Source organism: Paenimyroides marinum (assembly GCF_900108395.1).
Taxonomy (GTDB): Bacteria; Bacteroidota; Bacteroidia; order Flavobacteriales; family Flavobacteriaceae; genus Flavobacterium; species Flavobacterium marinum.
The window spans coordinates 1-16550 of sequence record NZ_FNXE01000011.1 but is presented as its reverse complement, the minus strand read 5'-3'; the positions used below and the strand labels follow the sequence as shown (position 1 = coordinate 16550).

At 34.1% G+C, this 16550-nt stretch carries 14 protein-coding genes and 1 pseudogene; 5 read left to right on the top strand and 10 right to left on the bottom strand.

Annotation, left to right across the window (positions count from 1 at the left end):
* Positions 1–2: 2 nt before the first annotated feature.
* From mqo to BLW20_RS05225, 3 genes are read right to left on the bottom strand one after another with little or no spacing between them, the layout of a single operon-like run.
* Positions 3–1493, bottom strand: coding sequence for a malate dehydrogenase (quinone) (gene mqo, locus BLW20_RS05235; protein WP_091097098.1), 1491 nt, complete (start codon positions 1491–1493; stop codon positions 3–5).
* 39 nt (positions 1494–1532) lie between these two features.
* Positions 1533–1937, bottom strand: a complete 405-nt coding sequence (gene ruvX, locus BLW20_RS05230; protein ID WP_091097096.1) for a Holliday junction resolvase RuvX — start codon at positions 1935–1937, stop codon at positions 1533–1535.
* A gap of 10 nt (positions 1938–1947) precedes the next feature.
* Entirely contained in the window at positions 1948–3132 is a 1185-nt protein-coding gene (locus BLW20_RS05225; RefSeq protein WP_091097094.1) for an AIR synthase related protein, read from the bottom strand.
* A 142-nt stretch (positions 3133–3274) separates the two neighbouring features.
* Here BLW20_RS05225 and BLW20_RS05220 point away from each other — a divergent pair, with 142 nt between their 5' ends.
* Positions 3275–3967, top strand: a complete 693-nt coding sequence (locus BLW20_RS05220; RefSeq protein WP_091097092.1) for a hypothetical protein — start codon at positions 3275–3277, stop codon at positions 3965–3967.
* Between the two features lie 4 nt (positions 3968–3971).
* Positions 3972–4835, top strand: coding sequence for a hypothetical protein (locus BLW20_RS05215; protein WP_091097090.1), 864 nt, complete (start codon positions 3972–3974; stop codon positions 4833–4835).
* On the opposite strand, the gene BLW20_RS05210 is transcribed toward BLW20_RS05215, so the two are convergent.
* The 3 genes from BLW20_RS05210 to BLW20_RS05200 are packed head-to-tail and all read right to left on the bottom strand — an operon-like array spanning position 4832 to position 9740.
* On the bottom strand, positions 4832–5581 hold the full coding sequence (locus tag BLW20_RS05210) for an SDR family NAD(P)-dependent oxidoreductase (RefSeq protein ID WP_091097088.1): 750 nt from the start codon (positions 5579–5581) through the stop codon (positions 4832–4834). The genes BLW20_RS05215 and BLW20_RS05210 overlap by 4 nt on opposite strands.
* 37 nt (positions 5582–5618) lie before the next feature.
* Positions 5619–7904: a DUF748 domain-containing protein gene (locus BLW20_RS05205; RefSeq protein WP_091097086.1), complete on the bottom strand. Its 2286-nt coding sequence runs from the start codon at positions 7902–7904 to the stop codon at positions 5619–5621.
* Between the two features lie 54 nt (positions 7905–7958).
* Positions 7959–9740 (bottom strand): ABC transporter ATP-binding protein, encoded by a 1782-nt coding sequence (locus tag BLW20_RS05200; protein WP_091097084.1) that lies wholly within the window; start codon positions 9738–9740, stop codon positions 7959–7961.
* Positions 9741–9876: 136 nt separating this feature from the next.
* On the opposite strand from BLW20_RS05200, the gene BLW20_RS05195 reads away from it, so the two are divergent.
* Entirely contained in the window at positions 9877–10761 is an 885-nt protein-coding gene (locus BLW20_RS05195; RefSeq protein ID WP_091097082.1) for an AraC family transcriptional regulator, read from the top strand.
* Positions 10762–10765: 4 nt separating this feature from the next.
* On the opposite strand, the gene BLW20_RS05190 is transcribed toward BLW20_RS05195, so the two are convergent.
* Positions 10766–11023, bottom strand: coding sequence for a DUF983 domain-containing protein (locus BLW20_RS05190; protein WP_245725277.1), 258 nt, complete (start codon positions 11021–11023; stop codon positions 10766–10768).
* A 200-nt stretch (positions 11024–11223) separates the two neighbouring features.
* On the opposite strand from BLW20_RS05190, the gene BLW20_RS05185 reads away from it, so the two are divergent.
* A complete protein-coding gene (locus tag BLW20_RS05185; protein ID WP_091097078.1) occupies positions 11224–12918 on the top strand; it encodes an RluA family pseudouridine synthase in 1695 nt (564 codons plus the stop codon).
* A 48-nt stretch (positions 12919–12966) separates the two neighbouring features.
* Positions 12967–14121 (top strand): hypothetical protein, encoded by a 1155-nt coding sequence (locus tag BLW20_RS05180; protein ID WP_091097076.1) that lies wholly within the window; start codon positions 12967–12969, stop codon positions 14119–14121.
* A 28-nt stretch (positions 14122–14149) separates the two neighbouring features.
* Here the strand turns inward: BLW20_RS05180 and BLW20_RS05175 are convergent, their stop codons facing one another.
* The 3 genes and pseudogenes from BLW20_RS05175 to BLW20_RS14755 all read right to left on the bottom strand — a co-directional run.
* Positions 14150–15274: a cysteine desulfurase family protein gene (locus tag BLW20_RS05175; RefSeq protein ID WP_091097074.1), complete on the bottom strand. Its 1125-nt coding sequence runs from the start codon at positions 15272–15274 to the stop codon at positions 14150–14152.
* Complete coding sequence (locus BLW20_RS05170; RefSeq protein ID WP_091097072.1) at positions 15252–16175, bottom strand: EamA family transporter; 924 nt, start codon at positions 16173–16175, stop codon at positions 15252–15254. Before BLW20_RS05170 ends, BLW20_RS05175 begins: the two co-directional genes overlap by 23 nt.
* A gap of 148 nt (positions 16176–16323) precedes the next feature.
* Positions 16324–16550: pseudogene (locus BLW20_RS14755) on the bottom strand (IS4 family transposase); the annotation flags it as partial.

The window sequence follows — 16550 nt, the reverse complement described above, 5'->3', positions numbered from 1 at the left end:
CTTTAATATTTTAATTCTAATGTTTTAGAAGTTTCTGCTCTTAATTCTTTTAATAATTCTGGATGATCGTTTAATTTTAATCCAAAAGAAGGAATCATTTCTTTGAATTTTGCCTGCCATTCTGGTGATTTATACTCATTAGGGAAACATTTTGCAATTAATTTCAACATAATGTTTACTGTTGTTGATGCCCCCGGAGAAGCTCCTAACAATACCGCCAAACTTCCATCGGCAGCATTTACCACTTCGGTACCAAAAGCCAGTTCGGGTTTGCCTTCTTTATTGCGTTTCATTGTTTGTACACGCTGACCTGCTATTTCCAGTCGCCAATCTTCTTTTTTAGCATTCGGGAAGTAACTTTTTAAAGCTTCAACTTTTTTGTTTTCTGATGCCATTACTTCAGAAATCAGATATTTGGTTAGATCTAAATTATCCAATCCGGCACCAACCATTGTTCCAATGTTTCCGGTAGATATTGATTTAAACAAGTCCCAATAAGATCCTGTTTTCAAGAATTTGGTCGAAAACCCAGCATAAGGTCCAAATAACAACGATCTTTTACCATTTACATAACGTGTATCTAAATGCGGAACCGACATTGGCGGTGCACCAACCGATGTCAATCCGTAAACTTTTGCAAAATGTTGTTCGGCAAGTTTTTCATCTTCACAAACCAGCCATTGTCCTGATACCGGAAATCCTCCATAAGATTTCCCTTCAGGAATGCCCGATTTTTCTAACAATAAAATAGATGCTCCGCCTGCGCCAATAAATACAAATTTGGTAGTAATGGTACGTTTTTCGCCTGTTTTTAAATCTTTGATAAAGATTGTCCAACGGTTGTCTTGTGTGCGTTTTAAATTGTAAACTTCGGTATTAAAAGAAACCGTTACACCGTTTTGGCTTACCTGATGTTTAATCATTTGTCGGGTCAATTCCCCAAAATTAACATCGGTACCCAAATTCATATGTGTTGCGGCAATTTTTTCTTTATAATCGCGGCCTTCCATAATCAAAGGTGCCCATTTTTTAATTACTTCACGATCTTCGCTAAATTCCATAGCTTCAAACAACGGATGTTTTTTTAAAGCTTCGTGTCTTTTTTTAAGGAAATCAACGTTGTTATCGCCCCAAACAAAACTCATATGTGGTACAGTATTCACAAATGATTTTGGAGACTGGATGATGTTTTTGTTTACCAAATACGACCAAAACTGTCTTGATTCTTCAAACTGTTCGCAAATATTCAATGCTTTGGTGGTATCGATTATTCCGTTTTTTTCCGGGGTATAATTTAATTCACAAAAAGCGGAATGCCCTGTTCCGGCATTGTTCATTGCATCTGAACTTTCTTCGGCAGCACTGCTTAGTCGCTCTAAAATTTGAATGGTTGTCTTTGGATTCAGTTCTTTTAACAACAATCCAAGTGTAGCACTCATAATTCCAGCTCCAATTAATACTACATCGCTTTCTGTATTTTTGTTTGTTGACATTTTAAAATGATCTTATTTTAAACTTCTGTTATATTTTCTTTAAAACCGATTGCTGCTCATATAATCCTGCAATAAAATGGTGGCTGCAATTTCATCAATTAACGCCTTGTTTTGTCTTTGCTTTTTCTTCAATCCGCTATCAATCATTGTTTGAAAGGCAATTTTAGAGGTAAAGCGTTCATCCATTCTTATAATTTCTATTTGCGGATACAAGCCAGCTAATTTCTCAACGAACTTATTTATTTCGGCACCAATTGACGATGCCTCGTTATTTAACCGTTTGGGTTCGCCAACAATGATTTTAGATACTTTTTCGGTTTTAAAATAGTTTTCAAGAAACGAAAAAATAGTCTTTGTTTCAACAGTTGTTAAGCCCGATGCAATGATTTGCATTTCATCAGTTACGGCAATTCCGGTACGTTTTCCGCCGTAATCAATTGCCATTAATCTGACTTTATTCGTATTCAAAAGTTCCGTAAACTGAATTAATGGTTAATTTTTTGCTGTTAGAAGCTTCTACCCTTCCAACAATTTGTGCATTTACGTTGAACGATTTTGAAATAGCAATAATGTCTTCAGCAATTTCTGGATTCACGTATAATTCCATTCTGTGACCGCAGTTAAACACCTGATACATTTCTTTCCAACCGGTTTGCGATTGCTCCTGTATCAGTTTAAATAACGGAGGAACTTCAAATAAATTATCTTTTATCACATGAACGTTGTCAACAAAATGCAATATTTTTGTTTGTGCACCGCCTGAGCAATGTACCATTCCGTGTACTTTTTCAGAGGTGTATTTTGATAAAATAGCTTTAATGATTGGTGCGTACGTTCGTGTGGGAGATAACACTAATTTACCTGCGTTTACTGGCGACCCTTCTACTTCATCGGTTAATTTTTTACCGCCCGAATAAATCAATTCTTTTGGAACAGACGGATCAAAACTTTCGGGATAATTTTCAGCTAAATAATGTGCAAAAACATCGTGGCGTGCAGATGTTAAGCCGTTGCTTCCCATTCCGCCGTTGTACTCGCTTTCGTAAGTTGCCTGACCAAATGATTCTAAACCTACGATTACATCACCTGCTTTAATATTGGCATTGTCAATTACATCGCTGCGTTTCATACGTGCTGTTACGGTAGAATCAACAATAATGGTACGAACTACATCACCTACATCGGCTGTTTCGCCCCCCGTAGAGTGAATGGTAACCCCGAATTTTTTCAATTCATTGATTAATTCTTCCGTTCCGTTGATAATTGCTGAGATTACTTCGCCGGGAACCAGGTTTTTATTTCTTCCAATAGTTGATGAAAGCATGATGTTGTCAGTAGCACCCACACACAACAAATCGTCGATATTCATAATCAGGGCATCTTGTGCGATACCTTTCCAAACAGATAAATCACCGGTTTCTTTCCAATACAAATAAGCTAATGATGATTTAGTGCCTGCCCCGTCGGCGTGCATAATCAAACAATAATCTTCATTATTTGTTAAATAATCAGGAACTATTTTACAGAAAGCTTTAGGAAATAATCCTTTATCGATGTTTTTAATAGCGTTGTGCACATCTTCTTTTTGGGCAGATACCCCACGTTGTGCATAACGGTTTGTACTGTTATCTGAACTCATACTTATTGTTGTATTGTTGTGCAAATTTACATTTAAAAAGAATGTTTTGCAATGGAATGGGGAAATATTTAAACTATTATGGTTTTAAAAAAATAACATTCATATTTTCTTTATTTTTGAATTGGATATTTTTTATAATTCTATGAGTATATTTACTTATCATTTGGTTAAAGTTTCTGTTTTTACTTCTTTAAAAATGATTTTGTTTTCGTCGAAATCAAAAAATATTGACGGTTTGGTACATATAGAATATATGAATTCCATGACATTGGGTGCTTCTATCCTATCGCCTTCAAGAATATTGATCAGACAAATTGCCGTTTTTGCTCAATGGGAAAACGAGAATGCCATAGATGAATTTCTCAAAAGTAATACGTTTGGAAAAGTTTTGGCAAAAGGATGGTACATCCGGTTATTATTGACAAGACCGTGGGGGAAAATCAGTGGATTTAAAATTAACGGTGAATTATTAGAAGAAAATCCATCTAATATGCCGGTTGTTGCTGTAACCATTGCACGTATGAAATTCTTTGAAATTCCCCGGTTTATCTATTGGGGTAAACCGGTTGAAAAATTAGTTCGAGATCATCCCGGAACTATTCTGTCATCTGCTTCAATAAGATTACCCAGAACAGTTTCTACTTTTTCTATCTGGAAATCACAAAAAGAAATGACAGCTATGGTTTATGGGCACAGTGCGGTGCCAAACCCTAAAAGACATATCAACGCAATGAATGAAAGAGAACGGAAAGATTTTCATTTTGAATTTACTACTTTAAGATTTAAACCTGTTTCTGAATTTGGTAAATGGAACGGAAAAACCTATATAAGTTAGAAAAATGGCAGTAGCTTATCCCTTACAAAAATTTCAGGACTGGTTTACCCAACAATGGGTTATCATCAGAGGAAAAAAAATTGAGCCAAAGGATTTTCCCTGGCTTATTGGTCCATTTGGAACCATTAATGCCTTTGGAGAGGATTTAATCTGTCAATTAGCTGAAAAAGAACAGTTAACTATTCAAAGAAATGCATCATCACAAGGAATTTTAGAATCAATAGGCTTATTCAACTTTGCGGAAACCGATCTGGAGAAATTATCAAAAAAAGTGATTGATTTCTATGAGAATACATCAGAATATAATCTAAGTCTTACTGTCAAATGGAATCCTTTTTTTAAATTCTTTGGTCTTTTGCTGAACAGTTTTTTTAGTGATCGGATCAATCAGTTAAATGTTCCGCTTAAAGCCAACCAAAACATAAAACCATTAAAAAGCGAAATCGTAACTCTGTCCGACTCAAAAACTCATAAAATAAAATACACGATATGGTTACGGACTTCAGAAAATAAAATAATGTACTCGGGTATTTACGGAACCTGTAAATTACCTTCGGGTAAAAGCTGTATCAAAGTAATTTTTCCTTTACCCCAAGGCAATGCTACCGTTATCATGATTCCAAAAATAGGGAAAGACGGTGCGCTTATTCTTGAATCATCAGGCAAAAAAATAGGTGATCCCGGATTTTACTTTCTCCTTAAAGATGCCAAAAATGTTCATTGGACAAAATTCATAGCTTCTTTCCGCGACCGGTTGATCATTAACGAAGAAAAGGATATCATTTATGCAGAACAAACTTTAACTTTATGGAAGCAAACTGTTTTAAAATTTAACTACACCATACAACGTAAAAACAGTACCAACTAAGAATTATTCCGCAAAATGGTTGTTGCATCGGCTTGTGTTTTAGGCAAAATCGTAATATCTGCCAATTGCACGTGTTTAGGCTGATTGATTGTAAAAGCAATGCTTTCGGCAATATCTTCTGCCTGTAAAGGTTCAAAACCTCTGTAAACATTATTGGCTTTTTCTGTATCGCCTTTAAATCGTATCAATGAAAATTCAGTTTCTACGGCTCCGGGTGCAATAGATGTTACTTTAATGCCCAATGGTAAAAAATCTAACCGCATGCCTTTGGTCAGTGCTTCAACCGCCCATTTTGATGCACAATAAGTAGTGCCGTTCGTATATGCTTGTTTTCCGGCAATAGAAGATAAATTTACAATATGCGCGTTTTGTGATTGTTGCAAATACGGAAGGCACGCTTTGGTCACATAAATCAATCCTTTTACGTTACTATCAATCATTGCATCTAAATCAGCTAAATCGGCGTCTTGAAAACGTGCCAATCCATGTGCGTTTCCAGCATTGTTGATTAAAACATCTATATTTTTCCATGCTACTGGGATCGAATCAAATGCTTTAAAAACTTCTTCTTTCTTTGATACATCAAACGTTAACAATAAACAAGGAGTTTCTTTCAATTCGTTTTGTAATTGCTGAAGTCTTTCTAACCTTCTGCCACAAAGAATCAATCTGTTATCCTTAGCCAAAGCTTTTGCGGTTGCATAACCAATTCCTGAACTGGCACCGGTAATTACAATTGTTTTCATTTTTTACGAATGTTTTTACAAAGGTACTAAGACATTTTTAAATAACCGTTTGTTTTAACCCTTGCATAATGCACAACCATAAAAAATTAAAAAACGATTTTTGTTTGGTGCGTTCTACCGGCTTTATTTCTGCTTTTTTAAAGCCATCGGTATCTGTTCGTACTACTATATTAGCAGCGGTAGTTAAAAATTTTCTTTCTTTATTTTCTTTGTTGAACAACGTCATTTTCAGATTTTTGAAATTCATGGCATAGTCGCCTGTTGCACGGTCGTTATTTCCACTGAAATTAAAAGACATCTGATCAATTTCTCCGTCTGCTTTTACATTGAGATATGGTTTTAAAAAGGGATTCATTGCCGGTGCCGGAAAATTTTTCAGATTTCCGTTAATATTGAATTTCTCTGCCGTATCCATAATATTAAACTGCCAGCTTGCAACCAAATCGCCCTGACCCATAAATTTTGTGCGGACAAAAATCTGGGTTTTTGGTCCGGATGATCGTTTGTATCCACTGTAAAGATTTGATGCCGTTAAATTGAAATTTGAAAAAGTCAGTTTACCGGGGTCAGTACTCGTGGCAGAATCTTCTTCGTAAGACAATTTAGAATTTTTTACTTTTAAGGTTTCTACTTCAAACGGAAATGTTACATGACGCAAACGGTAACTGTACAAATGATTTTCTTTTGGATTAAGCGGAACAGTGATGTCGCGGTAAATTTTTGCATCCATAGCATTTAAAACCAATTCTTTAAATTTTATGTAGAATTCTTCCTGCTTATCAAATCCCCACTGATAATTATTAAACTGAATGGTATTTGCTTTTAGATCGTAATAATCCTGGGCATACTTTAAGCTTGCAGCGTGTTGTTTGCGCGAAATTTTCGGTGTCATTTTAAAATCTTTAACCGTTGCGTTGCTTTCGTTTAAAACCATTCCTGCAGATGAAATAACATACGTTTTCCCCGAATCAAAACGGACTTTACCTGTTGAAAGCTGTGGATTTTTATAGGTAAAAGGAATTTTCTCTATTACCGTTTTATCGTCTACACGAATATCGCTTAAAGTTAAATTAAAGTCGTTTACCGTTAATTTATTGTGTTTGCCCGATGGATCTTTTAAAAAATATTGTGCCTTGTTAACCAATACTTTATCTATTAAAATAAGGTCGTTTAGGGTATTTGAATGATTTTTTTTCTTACGGGATTTATCTTTGGGAATATGAATAAATACGGGGTTATTTAACTGAAATTCAGCAATTGACAATTGCTCATTGATACGGTTTGAAATCTTTTTTATGTTGATATTCACATTATTCACCTCTAAAATACCCAATGAATTAAACGATGATTTTTTGATGTTTAATTCTTCGATATCCAATCTAAACGGAATGAGCGGCTGAACCCTGTTTTCGGCATCTTTTTTGGCTTGCTGAACAACTGTCTGATTTTTCTGATCTAAAATCCTTACGTTAATGGAATCAATAGAAATGCTGCCGACATTCACAAATAAATTGGTATTTTCATAGCCCCAATCGGTATTTTTTAAGCTAAGTTTAGGCACTTCGACCAATAATCTCGTGGTTGCTTCGGTTGGATTGTCTTTGAATTCTTTTGAAGATTTATAGGGCAGCATTCTAAAACGATCAATCGAAACATTTTCTTTATCAATGGCAATGGTCCCGGTTTTGGCAATCTGCAAATCGTTGAGTACGCTGTAAACAGAATCAATTTTAAATTTATAATCGGTATACGTAAACGGAATATCTTTTTTGGCGGTGTATTTTCCCATGTGAATTCCGTTTATTTCCGCGTTAAAATTATAGATTTCGTGCAAAAGAGAATCGTTTGTGGCATTCATCATTGTTAAATGGGTATTCTGCACACTGATTTTATCAATATCAATAATCGATGTCAGTTTTGACTCACTTGGAAGTGTGTCGCGAATCGCCGGTTTCAGTACTGTTAAATCAGCACCGATAACCGAAATGGTAAAAGCTTTCAGGTTTTTATTTTTAATAAGCTCGTAAAAATTTACCCCAGTAACGCTGATGCGGTCCACTTTACCAAAAAAATCAATATCCTTTTTAATACTGGCATTTTTCTTAGGTTTTAACTCCGCATGTTCAACCGACAGGCTGTTGCTGAAAATAGAAAAGTTAATGTCTTTATACACCAAATCGTAAGCAGTATCATTCTTAGATTCAATGATTTTTGGCAGTTGATTAGTAATAATCAGATTAATGGCAACATTTGCAATGACAGCCAGCAGTAATGCACCCACAGCAATCATGCCAAGAATTTTTATTGGTTTGGTGACTTTCATAACAACAATTTTTATCTAAAAATAGTAAAAAAATCAACAACTTTTAACAATCACCTAATTATCATACGTTTTTGCAATTTTTTCAATATTTAAACTGCGTGCACTGGCATCAAAGATTTCTTTATATACTCCGTTTTGTTTATAAATTTCTTCGTGAATGCCTGCTTCGGCAATTTTACCTTCTTTCATGGCATAAATCACATCAGCATCGATAATTTGCGAAATACTGTGCGAAATAATTACCACCGTGCGGTTTTTCTTAATGGCATCAAGACTGTTTTTAATCTGTTCGGTAGCAATGGCATCTAAACTCGCCGTGGGTTCATCTAAAAAGATAATTGGCGGATTTTTAAGAAACATTCTGGCAATGGCAATTCGTTGTTGCTGACCGCCCGACAAAGCTGTTGCTTTGGTTTCGTACTGGTGGGGTAATTTGATGATTTGTTCGTGAATATAAGCCTTTTTAGCTGCCTCAATGACTTCTTCATCGGTGGCATTGACTTTTCCATACCGAATATTATCAGCAATAGATCCGTTGAAAATATGATTTTTTTGAAGCACCAGTCCGATATTCTCCCGTAAAAAATGGGTGTCATAATCCTCTAACGGAATTCCGTCTAACAAAATCTCTCCCGAAGAAGGTTTATAAAACTTATCCAAAAGATTGATAATGGTACTCTTCCCTGCACCGGAAAGCCCCACTAAAGCTGTAATTTTATTGGCTTTGATTTCCATGTTAATGTCAAACAAAGCCTTGGTTCCGTTAGGATATGCAAACGAGACGTTGTTCAGTTTAAAATTGCCTTTTAACGGAATATTCTTTATAGTGCCTGAAGTTTCTTTTTCCTGATCAGCATCTAAAATTTCAAAATAACTTTCAGAATAAATCATGGCATCATTCATTTCGTCATATATCCTGTGCAGTTGTCGAATGGGTGCTGAAACATTGTTAAACAACAAAATATGAAACATAATGGAACCAATAGACATAATGCCGTTTAACACAAAATAAGCCGTTAAAATAATAATGATTACTACGCCAAACTGTTCAATAAACGATTTTAATCCATCAAAAAAGAAACTTGTTTTGCGTGTTTGCAGCTGGTTGTTTGTCAACTCATTTTGTAACTGCAACTGTTTTTTTGATTCGATATTTTCCCTGTTAAACGATTTTATTACCGTTATAGAATCAATGATACTAATGATTCCCTGAGATTTTGATTCGCGGAAACCACGCAAGTTTCTTCGCCAGCCACTTATTTTTTGTGCTTGTTTTCTGGTGACGATAAAATAAATGGGTACAATAGATAAACCGACCAAACCTACGTAGAAATTCGCCTGAAACATAAAAAACAAAGCAACAATGGCATTGGCAAACAGCGGTAATATATCAATGAAAAAATTTTGCACCAAGCGGGTTAAGCTTTCAATTCCCCGGTCAATTCGTGTTTGCAACCGTCCCGATTCATTATCGTTTGACGTAAAAAAAGACAACCGGTAGGTTAAAATTTTATCTATTATTGCCTGTGCCAGATCTTTAGAAACATAAATACGCAGCTTTTCACCGTAATATTTTTGACCAAAAGTAATGAAAGCATTTAAAATTTCTTTACCAATTAAGATTAATGAAATAAAAAGAAGTAATTTTAAGCCAAGTTGTAAAGCGTGTTCTTGCGGAATTAACAGCGTAAGTTCATCAACCGTGTAACGCAAAATCCATGCATTTATCTGTGCTGTTAACGATCCTATAAAGGTTAGCAGTAATGTGCCAAAAACTAATTTTCGATAGGGCTTAACATACGGTCGTAAATTTTTAAACAAAGTATCGATTTGCATTTTTTACTTTAAAAATAAAAAAAGATTGTCAAGAAAACCTTGACAATCCTTAAAAATAAATATGAAATACAAAAGTTTTGATTTTGTAACGAATCAAATATATTGATTTTTAATTAATTAGAAAAATATTTAACAAATGAGCGAAATTGAACTTCTGAAAATTAATGATTTTGAAAATAAAGAATTCGACCATTCGTTTTACGCCAATAGCATTGGCAACCATTTATTACAACACCATTCCAGAATAGAAAAAGCACACAAGCATAATTTTTATGCGGTATTTTTATTTACACAAGGTTCTGGAATTCATGAGATTGATTTTCAGAAATACGATGTAAAACCGGGTTCGGTGTTTTTTTTATATCCCGGTCAAACACACTCTTGGGAACTTTCTGATGATGCAGATGGCTGTCTTTTTTTTCATACAGAAGATTTTTATGAAATGACTTATGTTTCTAATTCTATCAAAGATTTTCCATTTTTTCAATCGAATTATTCTGATAAGTGTATTTATTTAAATAAAGAACAATCGTTGGTTATTGAAAATTTCTTTAAACATATTTTAAAAGAATATACAGCTGATGAATGGAAAAAGAGACAGCTTATACTATCATTTATCACGCAAGTTTACATCTGTTTAAATCGTTATTTAGAGAAAAACACCGAAATAAAAACCTCTAATTTTCGACATTATCAAGCTGTTTTTTCAAAGTTTGAAAAGCTAGTTGACAAACATTTTAAAAAAATAAAATCAGCAAGTGAATATGCTGATTTATTGAATATTACCCAAAAACACTTAAATAGAATAGTTAAATCAATAACCAATAAAACAACCACCGAAATAATTACAGACCGAATTATTTTAGAAGCAAAACGGCAGTTACTTTACACCGATTTAACCTTAACAGAGATTGCTTTAAAACTTGGATATACCGATTACACCTATTTTTCAAGATTGTTTAAAAAAAATGTACAGATTAAAGCATCTGATTTTAGAAAACTATACAAAAACAAAACATAAAATATTATTCCTCGTCTTCTTCGTTAAAAAACATATTCAACCACATAATACGTGATATTTTGTAATTAAATGTCGATAATAAAAACAAAACAATCACAATACCAATAAACATTTCCATAAAAGACCGGTTAAAAATCAAACCTAATACAATTACAGCAACCATTTCAGCAACAGTCCAGGCATAACTTACATACATTGCACCAAAATAAAATCCGGTTTCGCGGTGAAAAGAATAATTACACTTTGAACATCGATTATTCATTACAGGCAATTTAAATATTAATGGATTTCCGTTGCTTTTAAAAATCTTAGTTTGCCCACATTTTGGACAAGTACCTTTTATAACTCTGTTAATGTAAGACATTTCTTCTTAATTTTGCACAAATATACTGCTATTTCGTGGGTAATCAATTTCAAAAAAACGCAAATAGTTGTACAATTCGGACATTTAATCCATTATCAATGAATTTTTTATCATCAACAGAAATTCCGTGTTTCATACCTTTTAAAGAAGATATTTCACACATAGCTTTGCCCTCAAAATTAAATTTTCCTTTTTATTATGATGTGCATCCATTATGTGAAATAGCTGCAAAGCAGGTACAGATTTTTTTAGATCAATCAAGTAATCTTCCACATAATTTTGGATTAAATAATCACACGGAATTATTGCCTATTGGTAAGATGTTTGGAGTTTTAATAGTTGAAAATAAAGGTACTATTGGTTTTTTGGCAGCTTATTCAGGCAAACTTGCAAACAGCAACAACATTGCTTTTTTTGTACCTCCGGTATTTGATATGCTGACTCAGGATGGATATTTTTTAAAAAAAGAGGAAGAATTAAACGATATAAACCGACAAATTGAGCTTTTAGAAAATGATATTAATTTATCAGCGTTTCAAAAAGATTTAGAGGAAATTAGAACTACTTCAAAAATAGCGATTGATGATTTTAAAGCGTTAATGAAACAGCATAAATTGCAACGCCAGAATAAGCGCAACAAACTTAAAAATGGTTTTTCACGAGAAGAACAGCAACAGTTAGAAGCTGAATTAATCAAACAAAGCTTATACGATAAACATTTGCTTCGGACTTTAACCAATGATTTTCTTACAAAAGAATCAGAATTAAATGAAAAAATCGCCGTTTTTACTCAAAAGATAGATCTTTTAAAAGACGAACGCAAAACAAAATCAAATGCATTGCAAAACTGGTTATTTACCAATTATACCTTTTTAAATTCAAAAAAAGAAGAAAAATCGCTGTTAGAAATCTTTAAAAATGCACTTCACTCCCAACCTCCTGCAGGTGCTGGTGAGTGTTGTGCTCCTAAATTGTTTCAATACGCCTACAAACATAATTTAAAACCCATTGCTTTAGCAGAATTTTGGTGGGGACAATCTCCTAAATCAGAAGTGCGGAAACACGGACAATTTTACCCTTCATGCTGGGGAAAATGCGAACCTATTTTGGGGCACATGCTACAAGGTTTGCAAGTAGAAGAAAATCCATTTTTAAAAAATCCGGCAGAAAATAAAGAACTTGAAATTGTTTATGACGATCCGTATATTGTAGTGATTAACAAACCTGCAGAATTTTTATCGGTTCCGGGCATTCACATCAGCGATTCGGTTTATGAACGCATAAAAAACAGGTATCCACACGCTACCGGTCCGTTGATTGTACATCGGTTAGATATGTCAACTTCGGGTTTAATGGTATTGGCAAAAAATAAAGAAATTCATGAAAACCTGCAAAAACAGTTCATTAAACGCAAAGTCAAAAAAAGCTATATTGCTTTACTAGATGGATTTGTAACGCAAGAATCGGGTACTATTGACCTACCTTTACGGGTTGATTTAGATGATCGTCCAAGACAAGTTGTGTGTGAACAATACGGAAAAAAAGCCATTACAGTATTTAAGGTTTTGGCGAAAAGTGAAGATTCTACCCGCATACAGTATTTTCCCGTTACCGGCAGAACGCATCAATTACGCGTACATTCTGCCCATAAATCAGGTTTAAACGCTGCCATTAAAGGCGATGATTTGTATGGAAAAAAAGCCAATCGGTTACATTTACACGCCAATCAGCTCGAATTCTATCATCCTGTTTCAAAAGAATGGGTATCTTTTTCAGCGGCACCCGATTTTTAAAAAGAACGTCGCAAAGTTTTTGTACATTTGTTACTCTTATTTACAGTTATGTACACAGTAGAAGTAAAGAATAATAAAACCCGAAAACAGTTTTTGAATTTTCCTGCGAAGTTGTATGAAAACGATCAAAACTGGATTCATCCATTAAATCAGGATATCGAAAAAGTTTTTGATCCAAAGAAAAATAAAGTTTTTAAACGTGGCGGAAAAGCAATTCGCTGGATTTTATTTGATGGAAACGATCAGGTAATTGGAAGAATTGCTGCTTTTGTCAATCCAAAATACGAAGGAAAAGCAGCAGTTGGTGGCATTGGCTTTTTTGACTGCATCAATGATCAAACGGCGGCAAATTATTTGTTTAATCAGGCAAAAGAATGGTTGCAAAGTCACGAAATGGAAACAATGGACGGTCCAATTAATTTTGGTGAACGAGACCAATGGTGGGGATTGCTGGTAGAAGGTTTTCACGAACCATTGTACAATATGAATTACAATTTTCCTTACTATATAGAGTTATTCGAAAATTACGGATTTAAAACATACTTTAATCAAGAATGTTTTTCATTGCCTATTACACAAAAATTACAACCAAAATTACACGATCGGCACGATGCTATTGCCAAAGACAAAGATTTTAAAGCAGAACATTTACAACTTAATAACTTAGACAAATACATTCAGGATTTTGTAACAATTTACAATAAAGCCTGGGCAAGTCACGGTGGTGGAAAAGACATGCCTCTTTCGCAAGGAAGACTGATTTTTAAAAGCATGAAACCTGTGATTGACCCAAAAATCGTTTGGTTTGTATATTACAAAAATGAGCCGGTTGCTTTTTGGTTAAACTTGCCCGATTTAAATCAGTATTTTAAACATTTAAACGGAAAATTCGGGCTCTTACACAAACTCAAATTTCTGTGGTATAAAACATTCAAAAAAAGCCCACGTGCAATAGGTATTGCCTTTGGAGTGGTACCTGAATGGCAGGGAAAAGGTGTAGATAATTTTATGATCATCGAAGGACAAAAAGTTATTACCACCCTTTCTTACAAAAATTATGAAATGCAGTGGATTGGTGATTTTAACCCAAAAATGATTAACGTAGCAAAAAGTTTAGGAGCCGATTTAAGCAGAAAACTTAGAACGTATCGTTACCATTTTGATGAATCAAAACCAGTGGAACGACATAAACGATTAAATTAAAAGAGGCTCTTTTTGAGCCTCTTATTTTTTATATCCCCTTCAAAACATCTATTAAGTAGTCTATTTCTTCTTTAGTGTTTTCGTGACCAAATGACAATCTCAAGCTTGGTTTTTTAATTTCGTTTTCATCTAAAAACTCTGCTAAAACGTGTGAAGGTTTTTGACTACCCGATTGACAGGCACTTCCGCGTGAAACGGCAATTCCTTTCATGTCTAACTGAAACAGCATCATTGCTGCTTTTTCCGGTGAAAAAGGCAAACGTACGTTTAATACGTTGTAAAATGTAGATCCGTTTCCGTTAAATTGAATACCTTCAAAAGTTTCTTGCAATTTCGATTTGCAATAATCACGTAATTCGGTAATTTTTTCACGATCTTTGTTTAAGTCCTGATAAGATAGCTCCAATGCTTTTGCCATACCAACCACCTGATGTGGTGCTTCGGTTCCGGCGCGCATTCCTTTTTCTTGTTCACCACCCACAATCAATGGTTTTAAAACATTTTTCTTACGGATAAATACAAAACCGGCTCCTTTGGGACCATGGAATTTATGTGCCGAAGCTACAATAAAATCAACAGGAATCTCATCTAAAGGAATTTCAATTTTTCCTACAGATTGCACGGTATCTGAATGAAACAAAGCATGGTATTGTTGTGCCAACGCGGCGACACGTTTTAAATCCAATACCGTTCCCACTTCATTGTTTACGTGCATTAAACTGATTAAAGTTGGCTGCTCCTCTTTCAGTAATTCTTCTAACTGATTGTAATCAATTTCGCTGTTTGGCAAAATGTTCAAATAATCAATTTTTGTACCGTATTCTTTTTCCATTTCTTTGATAGAATACAGCGTACAATGGTGTTCCATACGGGTAGTGATGATTCGTTTTACACCCAAATCGCGAACTGATGAACGAATAATCCAGTTGTTTCCTTCTGTTCCGCACGACGTAAAAATGATTTCGCTAGCCGTAACATTAAATTGTTTTGCAATATTTTTTCGGGCAGATTCGATTAATGCTTTCGTATGTCGTCCGATTGAATAGGTTGATGACGGATTACCAAAATCGTTTGTCAAGATTTTAATCATTTCTTCAACCACCTCAGACCGAACCGATGTTGTTGCAGCATTATCTAAATATATTTGGCTCATTTAGCTTGTAATTTTTTTTTGTTAAATTGGTTAATACGCGGTAGTTAAAAATAAAGACCGAAAGCAAAATTAAGAAATATGCGGCAAATTGTAAAGTATTCACATACTCTTTATAATAAAAGATTGCCAACATAAACGCAATTATGGGATTTATGTACAGCATAATACCAACGGTTGATGCCTGTGCGCCTTTTAATGCATATAAATTTAAATACAACGGAATTAAAGTAAACAATGTGGCAATGATGAAAATATATCCATAAAAAGATGGATTTGACGGTATGCTGAATCCTTTTACGAAATAATACGGCAGCGATAAAATAAAGATGATAACTATTTGAAAAACCAGAATATTTAATTTGTCAAAATAGATATTAGACCGTTGTGAAATTAAATACAAAGCGTAAGTCAACGCAACAATCAAAGCAAAAAATAAGTTGTTCGAATTGTTTAAAAAGCAAATGCTGCACCCTATAAAGCTGATTATTATTGAGATCCATTGTAATTTTTGTAGTTTTTCCTTCAATAAGATACTCGCCAGAAAAGCCGTTATAATGGGACAAATTAAATAAGCAAAAGACGCCGATTGTACATTGACCTGATTGACCACATAAATAAACAAAAACCAGTTTAGCCCTAATAAAATTCCACCAATAACCGTTAATGACAGTCCTTTTTGCTGCTCTTTTTTAGATAGTTTTTTAAAATATTTTAAATCGTTTACAAGTGATTTCTTTCTAAAAACCAGTGTAAAACAGACTATTAAGACCAATGAACATAAAATTCTGAAAAACAAAATATCAAACGACGCAACGTAAGCGATGGGCTTTAACGCCAAACTAAAAAAACCCCACAATAAAAACGCCGTAAAGGCAAACAGATAATATTTTAAATTTTGCATTGAAAAATAAAAATGCAAAAGTAGTTTAGATGTTTCTTAAAAAAAAATCATTAGCGTCCGATAAAAACTAATTCTCAGATTCCCCTCCTTACATTTGACTGATTGTTAGATGTTTAGTTTTTCATTTTCGCCGAATTTCAAAAACAAGCTACCAATTAAAAGACAATTGCTCACCGTCATCTTTGTCAATAACCCAATCTTTCTCTGGGTTTTCCAAAAATTTCATCAGGTTGATGTAATTGAATAAATGAATTTTGCAAAAACTTACCAAATTTGAAAATGCCCACTTTCGTTTCAATCTTTTTTTGATGACTGCCAGCAGAAGATTTACGATTAATACACAGTAAATCTGTATTTTGATGGCGTTTTCATTAT

Excerpts from the sequence above, each read along its gene's own strand:
- BLW20_RS05210 (WP_091097088.1), bottom strand. The coding sequence starts at position 5,581 with ATGAAAACAATTGTAATTACCGGTGCCAGTTCAGGAATTGGTTATGCA.
- BLW20_RS05185 (WP_091097078.1), top strand. The coding sequence starts at position 11,224 with ATGAATTTTTTATCATCAACAGAAATTCCGTGTTTCATACCTTTTAAA.
- BLW20_RS05190 (WP_245725277.1), bottom strand. The coding sequence starts at position 11,023 with ATGAATAATCGATGTTCAAAGTGTAATTATTCTTTTCACCGCGAAACC.
- BLW20_RS05225 (WP_091097094.1), bottom strand. The coding sequence starts at position 3,132 with ATGAGTTCAGATAACAGTACAAACCGTTATGCACAACGTGGGGTATCT.
- BLW20_RS05220 (WP_091097092.1), top strand. The coding sequence starts at position 3,275 with ATGAGTATATTTACTTATCATTTGGTTAAAGTTTCTGTTTTTACTTCT.
- BLW20_RS05180 (WP_091097076.1), top strand. The coding sequence starts at position 12,967 with ATGTACACAGTAGAAGTAAAGAATAATAAAACCCGAAAACAGTTTTTG.
- BLW20_RS05175 (WP_091097074.1), bottom strand. The coding sequence starts at position 15,274 with ATGAGCCAAATATATTTAGATAATGCTGCAACAACATCGGTTCGGTCT.
- BLW20_RS05170 (WP_091097072.1), bottom strand. The coding sequence starts at position 16,175 with ATGCAAAATTTAAAATATTATCTGTTTGCCTTTACGGCGTTTTTATTG.
- BLW20_RS05215 (WP_091097090.1), top strand. The coding sequence starts at position 3,972 with ATGGCAGTAGCTTATCCCTTACAAAAATTTCAGGACTGGTTTACCCAA.
- ruvX (WP_091097096.1), bottom strand. The coding sequence starts at position 1,937 with ATGGCAATTGATTACGGCGGAAAACGTACCGGAATTGCCGTAACTGAT.
- BLW20_RS05200 (WP_091097084.1), bottom strand. The coding sequence starts at position 9,740 with ATGCAAATCGATACTTTGTTTAAAAATTTACGACCGTATGTTAAGCCC.
- mqo (WP_091097098.1), bottom strand. The coding sequence starts at position 1,493 with ATGTCAACAAACAAAAATACAGAAAGCGATGTAGTATTAATTGGAGCT.
- BLW20_RS05195 (WP_091097082.1), top strand. The coding sequence starts at position 9,877 with ATGAGCGAAATTGAACTTCTGAAAATTAATGATTTTGAAAATAAAGAA.
- BLW20_RS05205 (WP_091097086.1), bottom strand. The coding sequence starts at position 7,904 with ATGAAAGTCACCAAACCAATAAAAATTCTTGGCATGATTGCTGTGGGT.